Genomic DNA, 6186 nt, shown 5'->3' on the forward strand with positions numbered 1-6186 from the left:
AATTTTGTTATAGTTTTTTTTAGTGTAATTATCATGTAATCAGCGTGTTTGTTTGTCTGATTTGATTCAAAACTCTTAATTATATTATTATTATGAATCTAAATAGATAATTTTTTGATTTTTGTGCATAAAAAAAGCACTCTTATAAGGGAGTGCTTTTGTAAATATTTGTGTATAAATCTATTCTTGATTTGTTTTCTTTCTCCAGGTAAAAGAGTTAAGAATGTGTCTTTTTGCGAATCTTCCAGGAGAATCAGCATTTACCATTTTCACGTAAGTAGCTTTAGGAACACTAATGTATTCGTAAACACTTCCGTTAGAAAAATCGATGATCAAACGACCTTCAACAAATTTATAATCAGTAATTGATGAAGTTGCGATAGTCTCTGTGTATTCCGGTAAATTTGCCTTAATCGTTTCAGGATTAATACTTACCAAAAAGTGATAAGCCTCAATGATAGCCTTACTTTTCTCTTCTGCTTCTTTCAAACCTGCATCATCACCTTGAAATTTATCAGGATGAGCTTCTTTCATCGCATTACGATAGATTGTTTTTAAATCTTTTAACTCTGCAGTTTTGTCTACGTTTAGTAACTTGCGGTATTCAACTATTTTTTTCATAAATAAGGTAACTACTTGTCTATTAGTTTGAAATTGAAATTAATTGTTCAAAAAGACAAATTTTTTGCAAAGGTACACTTTTTTTTAACTTTTTACTTTTGAACCAAAAAATATTCGAAAAATATCTAAAATATTGATTCTGAATACTGACAGCAAGGTTTACTCATTATTTAAAAATTAGAAGGAGCTATTTACTTCGTCGGTCGCTAACGCTCGTGTCCCGCTATCCGTTTCAATCTTTTATGCTGAACCCCAGCATAAAAGGATTTCCACTTCTATCGGGGCTAGGTTTCAGTATTCATGAGATATTCAGTTACTAAAAGTTTCTACCACAGAGCACACAAAGTTTTTTATATAGCTTTTAAAAAAAAACACAGAGTTCAAAAAGCTTTCTATTAATCATCTTTGCGACTTTGCGTCTTTGCGCGAAATTCTCAATGTTATGTTTAAGCTTAAAATTCAATCACGCAAAGACGCAGAGACGCAAAGTTTTTTATTCACGAAATTTAATAAAAACAAAAATTCGCAAAGTTTTAAAATAAAAACTTTGCGAACTTCGCGTAAATCGTAGTGTTCTTTGCGGTTAAACTCTGATTTCAACCTGAAACAAATATTATTTATCCTCAGATTTTTGATTGGCCTTATGGAAGTTCTTTGATTTCTTAGGATACTTGTCATAACTAATATCACTAGGATTTTCGATTACAGATTTAATTGTAATCAATTCACCTAAAGTATGATTAGCATGTGCGATTTTATAATCTAAAAGATATTCACCACAAAAATAATTGTTGTTTTCATCTTTCTCCATGATGCCTGTGTAAACCCCTTTTTGCAACATTTTTTCTTGTGAATCTTTAGACATGACTTTTTTATTTTAAAATTGAAGGTACAAAGTTAATCAATTTATGTTTGTTTTAGGGAGTTCTTTACAATCTCAGTATATTTGCACATGCAAAAAAACTTCAAGCCACATCCTAATTCATTCAAAAATACATTTTGTGTTTTTCATGAAGTACTTTCAAATGAAATCGAAGGTTTAAAGAAACAGTTTGAAAGCAAAGCTGGAAGTACCTATTATTATACCGAAGCCGGCATGTATCGCGTTTCGAATCATTGGGGAAGATTAGCCAATAGCAAATGGCGTTTGGTAGCGATGGAACCGGAAACTCCGTCGAAAACCAAAATAGGTTTTGCAGCGTGGAACGAGTTTTATCCTGATAATGCCGAAGAAAAACTGTATTACATTCAAGCAGATTTTGACAATAATACCGTAACGTATCAACATAAAAAGAATCCTGATTACGATGGTAAACCTGTTTTAAGAACCAGTTTTGAAACCACCAAACGAATTAAACAAATCAGAAATCTGCAGCAACTAACTTCATGGGCAAAGCATTTCGATTATGAAGATATCGATGATTTAAGACAACAAATCATCACCGAATTGATTTTTACCGAGAAAACTTTAGACGAAATTAAAAGAGAAATATAATGGGACGCAACAACGAAAGAAACATCAAAAAGCACAACGACAAATTGCACAAAGCCCAAAACAAAGTAAAGCAGGCTGAAATTGCAAGAAAAGAAAAGCTAAAAGAAATTATTAAAAAGTTCAACGAAGATAAAAAAGAGCAATAAAAGTTTTTTTTGCCACAGATTAAAAAGATTAAAAATTAAAGTTGCCACGAATTTCACTAATTAATACGAATTATTATTTTTTAAAATTTGTGTTCAATACAAATAAAAATTAGTGCCAATTCGTGAAATTCGTGGCGAAAAACAACAACAATATATTATGAGTAAATTCGAAGATTTAAAAGTAAGTGTACAGGAAATTATAGATTTAATTGCTGCAAAAAACGATAGAGAAGCCAATAACAAATTGCTTGAAGTAAACGAAACTTTAGATGAAATGTTAGATCATGCCGAAGAAGACGAAGACTTAAGAGAAATAAGCAGATATCAGGTTTTATTGAATCAGTTACACGTTAAGATTAACGGCGAAGAGCAGGTTGATGGAGAATAAAAAATGCTTTTGCGATACCGGTTTGCTGTTTAAAGATTGCTGCGGATTGTATCTTGAAAACAATCAAAAAGCGCCAACAGCTTTGGCTTTAATGCGCTCGAGATATTCGTCTTATGCAACACATAATGCCGATTATCTTTTAGAAACTACTTATGTTTCTGAACGAAAATATTATTCGAAAGCAGAAATTTTAAAGTGGGCGACTAGCAATAAATGGCAAAAACTAGAGATCTTAAGTTTTACCGATACTACAGTCGAGTTTAAAGCTTATTTTCTGGATTCAAACCATCAGCCGCAGGTTCATTATGAGTTTTCGACCTTTAAATTCGAAAATAATGCCTGGTATTATCTTGACGGAAAGTTTGAATAATTAATATACTTCTTACCAATTTTGGTTGATTTTATGGAAATACTTTAACTAAAAATTAATAAACGTTTCTTTTTTCGTAATTCTAAAATAGCGTAATTTTAGAATTATGAAAAACGAATTTAAAAAAGGTTTTTATTTTAAGTCGTACGAAGCCCCATTTCAGTCTCCGTTTGAAAAACTTTTTGGCATTTTCAAAGAGCTAATCACCCATACTTCGGGTGATTTTGATGAAGCTATAGACTGGCTTCGGGAGTTGGACAAAGAATATAAACTGACCGACGAAAACTACACAATCGATGATTTTATCGAAGATTTAAAAAAGAAAGGTTACATAAAAGACGAGGTTAAAGAGGATGGAACGGGAGGTTTTGGAATCACTGCTAAAACAGAACGCGCTATCAGGCAACAAGCCTTAGATCAGATTTTCGGAAATTTAAAACGTTCCGGAACTGGAAATCACAAAACAAAACATGCCGGAAATGGAGATGAACATACCGGAGAATTTCGCGAATTTAATTTTGGAGATGGTTTAGAACGTATTTCGCTGACAGAAAGTTTACGAAATGCTCAAATCAATAACGGAGTAGAAAGTTTCATGCTGACCGAAAATGATCTGGTGGTCGAAGAAACACAATACAAAGCCCAGATGAGTACGGTTTTGATGATCGACATCAGCCACAGTATGATTTTATATGGTGAAGACAGAATTACGCCGGCCAAAAAAGTGGCTATGGCTTTGGCCGAATTAATCACAACTCGTTATCCAAAAGATACGCTTGATATTTTAGTTTTCGGTAATGATGCTTGGACAATTCCCATCAAGGATTTGCCGTATTTGCAAGTCGGACCATATCACACTAACACAGTTGCAGGACTTCAATTGGCAATGGATATTTTGCGCAGAAAACGAAATACCAATAAGCAAATTTTCATGATTACCGACGGAAAACCGAGTTGCGTTCGCGAACGTGATGGTTCGTATTATATGAACAGTAACGGACTTGACGAGTATATCGTAGACAAATGTTATACGCAGGCGCAACAAGCCAGAAAATTACATATTCCGATTACGACTTTTATGATAGCCAACGATCCCTATTTGCAGCGTTTTGTGAATCATTTTACGGAAGCAAATCAAGGAAAAGCATTTTATACGGGACTTAAAGGTTTGGGTGAAATGATTTTTGAAGATTATGAAACGAACAGGAAAAAACGTGTACGCTAATTTTAAGGTTCTAAGAGACTAAGAATCTAAGTTGCTAAGGTTTTTTTAGGCAACGCATACACAACGTGTATCGTAGAGACGCACAGCAGTGCGTCTTACACAAAGATTGATAAAAGATCTAACAGGTTTTTATGAACTTCTTAGGTCTAATAAACGTAAAATTTGAAAATAAAATGCTATTGAATACGCGGGTTGCGTGAGGGATAGGAGTAATCTATCGAAGTAGCATGGATAGACTGACAGTATTTAAGAAAGGGCCTTGTAAGCGCAAAGTAGATTAGACCCTTTTTTAAATGCTGGCACGCCCAAATGGATATTCAGTTGACAGAATATTTTCTAATCATATCGCAGAGGCGTAGAGCAATGCGTCGAACAGAATAAAAATATAACAAAATAGATATTTCAATAAAAATGGAAATAAATAATATAAACACATTAGGACAATTAAAAGCCTCAGGATATAAAAGTATAAGTATCAAAGACGAATTGCGAAATAATCTTCGGGAGAAAATTAAATCGGGGAAACCGGTTTTTGAGGGGGTTCACGGTTTCGAGAATACCGTAATTCCGGAGTTGGAACGCGCTATTTTGTCTCGTCATAATATTAATTTATTAGGACTTCGTGGTCAGGCCAAAACGCGTTTGGCTCGTAAAATGGTTGAGTTGTTAGACGAGTATATTCCGTTTGTAGCGGGTTCTGAAATGAATGACGATCCGTTGAATCCTATTTCGCGTTTTGCCAAAGATATTATTGCTGAAAAAGGTGATGAAACTCCAATTTCGTGGTTGCACAGAAGTGAGCGTTTCTTTGAGAAATTAGCGACTCCGGATGTGACCGTTGCGGATTTAATTGGTGATGTTGACCCGATAAAAGCGGCAAATCTTAAATTATCGTATGCTGATGATCGTGTGATACATTTCGGGATGATTCCGAGAGCGAATCGTTGTATTTTTGTCATCAACGAATTGCCTGATTTACAGGCTAGAATTCAGGTGGCTTTGTTTAATATTTTACAGGAAGGCGATATTCAGATTAGAGGTTTCAAATTAAGAATGCCTTTAGATATGCAATTTATTTTTACAGCGAATCCGGAAGATTATACGAATCGTGGTAGTATTGTAACGCCATTGAAGGACAGAATTGGTTCTCAAATCCTGACGCATTATCCTGAAAGTGTTGCGATTGCCAGAACGATTACAGAACAGGAAGCAAAGCTGGATGAAACGCAACACAGATTGGTTTATGTGCCAAGTTTAGCCAAAGATATATTAGAACAAATAAGTTTTGAGGCTCGTGACAGCGAATACATCGACAATAAAAGTGGTGTAAGTGCGAGAATGAGTATTACTGCTTTTGAAAATTTAATGAGTACAGCAGAACGCAGAGCTTTGAAAGCGGGAGTGGATCAAACCACTTTGCGTTTGTCTGATTTTATTGGGATCATTCCTGCGATTACCGGAAAAGTAGAGTTGGTTTATGAAGGAGAGCAGGAGGGAGCAGCAGCTGTGGCGCAAAACTTAATTGGTTCGGCAATTCGAACATTATTTCCAACGCTTTTACCTAAAATAGAGAAACTGGAAAAACCAGATGCCAAAACACCATATTCTGATTTGATTGAATGGTTCTTTGCTGAAAGTGGTTTTGAATTGTTAGATGACGCTTCGGATAAAGATTATCAGGCAATTTTAGATGAAGTAACGCCGCTTGAAACTTTACTGAAAAAATATCAGCCTCAGTTAGATAAAAAAGACCAGTATTTTATGAAAGAATTTATTTTATGGGGATTGGTTGAATATAAAAAATTAAGCAAAGATCGTTTTGCGCAAGGACACCAGTTTAAAGATATGTACGGAAGTTATATTAGTAAGTTGTAAATAATTATTAATTGTTAATTATAAATTATTAATTAGGCTTGCGCTGTAGGCATTCAACCCGACAGG

At 34.3% G+C, this 6186-nt stretch carries 8 protein-coding genes; 6 read left to right on the forward strand and 2 right to left on the reverse strand.

Features of this window, described 5'->3' with window-relative positions:
* Positions 1 to 180: 180 nt before the first annotated feature.
* The gene (locus tag FLACOL7796_RS08480) at positions 181 to 621 is read right to left on the reverse strand and encodes a KTSC domain-containing protein (protein WP_056253960.1); all 441 of its coding nucleotides are present in this window, start codon (positions 619 to 621) and stop codon (positions 181 to 183) included.
* 613 nt (positions 622 to 1234) lie between these two features.
* The gene (locus FLACOL7796_RS08485; protein ID WP_055091562.1) at positions 1235 to 1486 is read right to left on the reverse strand and encodes a hypothetical protein; all 252 of its coding nucleotides are present in this window, start codon (positions 1484 to 1486) and stop codon (positions 1235 to 1237) included.
* A gap of 87 nt (positions 1487 to 1573) precedes the next feature.
* On the opposite strand from FLACOL7796_RS08485, the gene FLACOL7796_RS08490 reads away from it, so the two are divergent.
* The 6 genes from FLACOL7796_RS08490 to FLACOL7796_RS08515 all read left to right on the forward strand — a co-directional run bounded on the left by FLACOL7796_RS08490 (position 1574) and on the right by FLACOL7796_RS08515 (position 6120).
* A complete protein-coding gene (locus FLACOL7796_RS08490; protein ID WP_173970375.1) occupies positions 1574 to 2116 on the forward strand; it encodes a hypothetical protein in 543 nt (180 codons plus the stop codon).
* A complete protein-coding gene (locus FLACOL7796_RS08495) occupies positions 2116 to 2262 on the forward strand; it encodes a hypothetical protein (RefSeq protein WP_089480430.1) in 147 nt (48 codons plus the stop codon). Before FLACOL7796_RS08490 ends, FLACOL7796_RS08495 begins: the two co-directional genes overlap by 1 nt.
* Positions 2263 to 2419: 157 nt before the next feature.
* On the forward strand, positions 2420 to 2650 hold the full coding sequence (locus FLACOL7796_RS08500; protein ID WP_133509342.1) for a hypothetical protein: 231 nt from the start codon (positions 2420 to 2422) through the stop codon (positions 2648 to 2650).
* Positions 2640 to 3020: a YchJ family protein gene (locus FLACOL7796_RS08505; protein ID WP_173970376.1), complete on the forward strand. Its 381-nt coding sequence runs from the start codon at positions 2640 to 2642 to the stop codon at positions 3018 to 3020. Before FLACOL7796_RS08500 ends, FLACOL7796_RS08505 begins: the two co-directional genes overlap by 11 nt.
* A 106-nt stretch (positions 3021 to 3126) precedes the next feature.
* Entirely contained in the window at positions 3127 to 4245 is a 1119-nt protein-coding gene (locus tag FLACOL7796_RS08510) for a vWA domain-containing protein (protein WP_173970377.1), read from the forward strand.
* Between the two features lie 411 nt (positions 4246 to 4656).
* Entirely contained in the window at positions 4657 to 6120 is a 1464-nt protein-coding gene (locus tag FLACOL7796_RS08515; protein WP_173970378.1) for an AAA family ATPase, read from the forward strand.
* The last annotated feature ends 66 nt before the right edge of the window (positions 6121 to 6186 follow it).

This window comes from Flavobacterium bizetiae (assembly GCF_902804475.1).
Taxonomy (GTDB): domain Bacteria; phylum Bacteroidota; class Bacteroidia; order Flavobacteriales; family Flavobacteriaceae; genus Flavobacterium; species Flavobacterium bizetiae.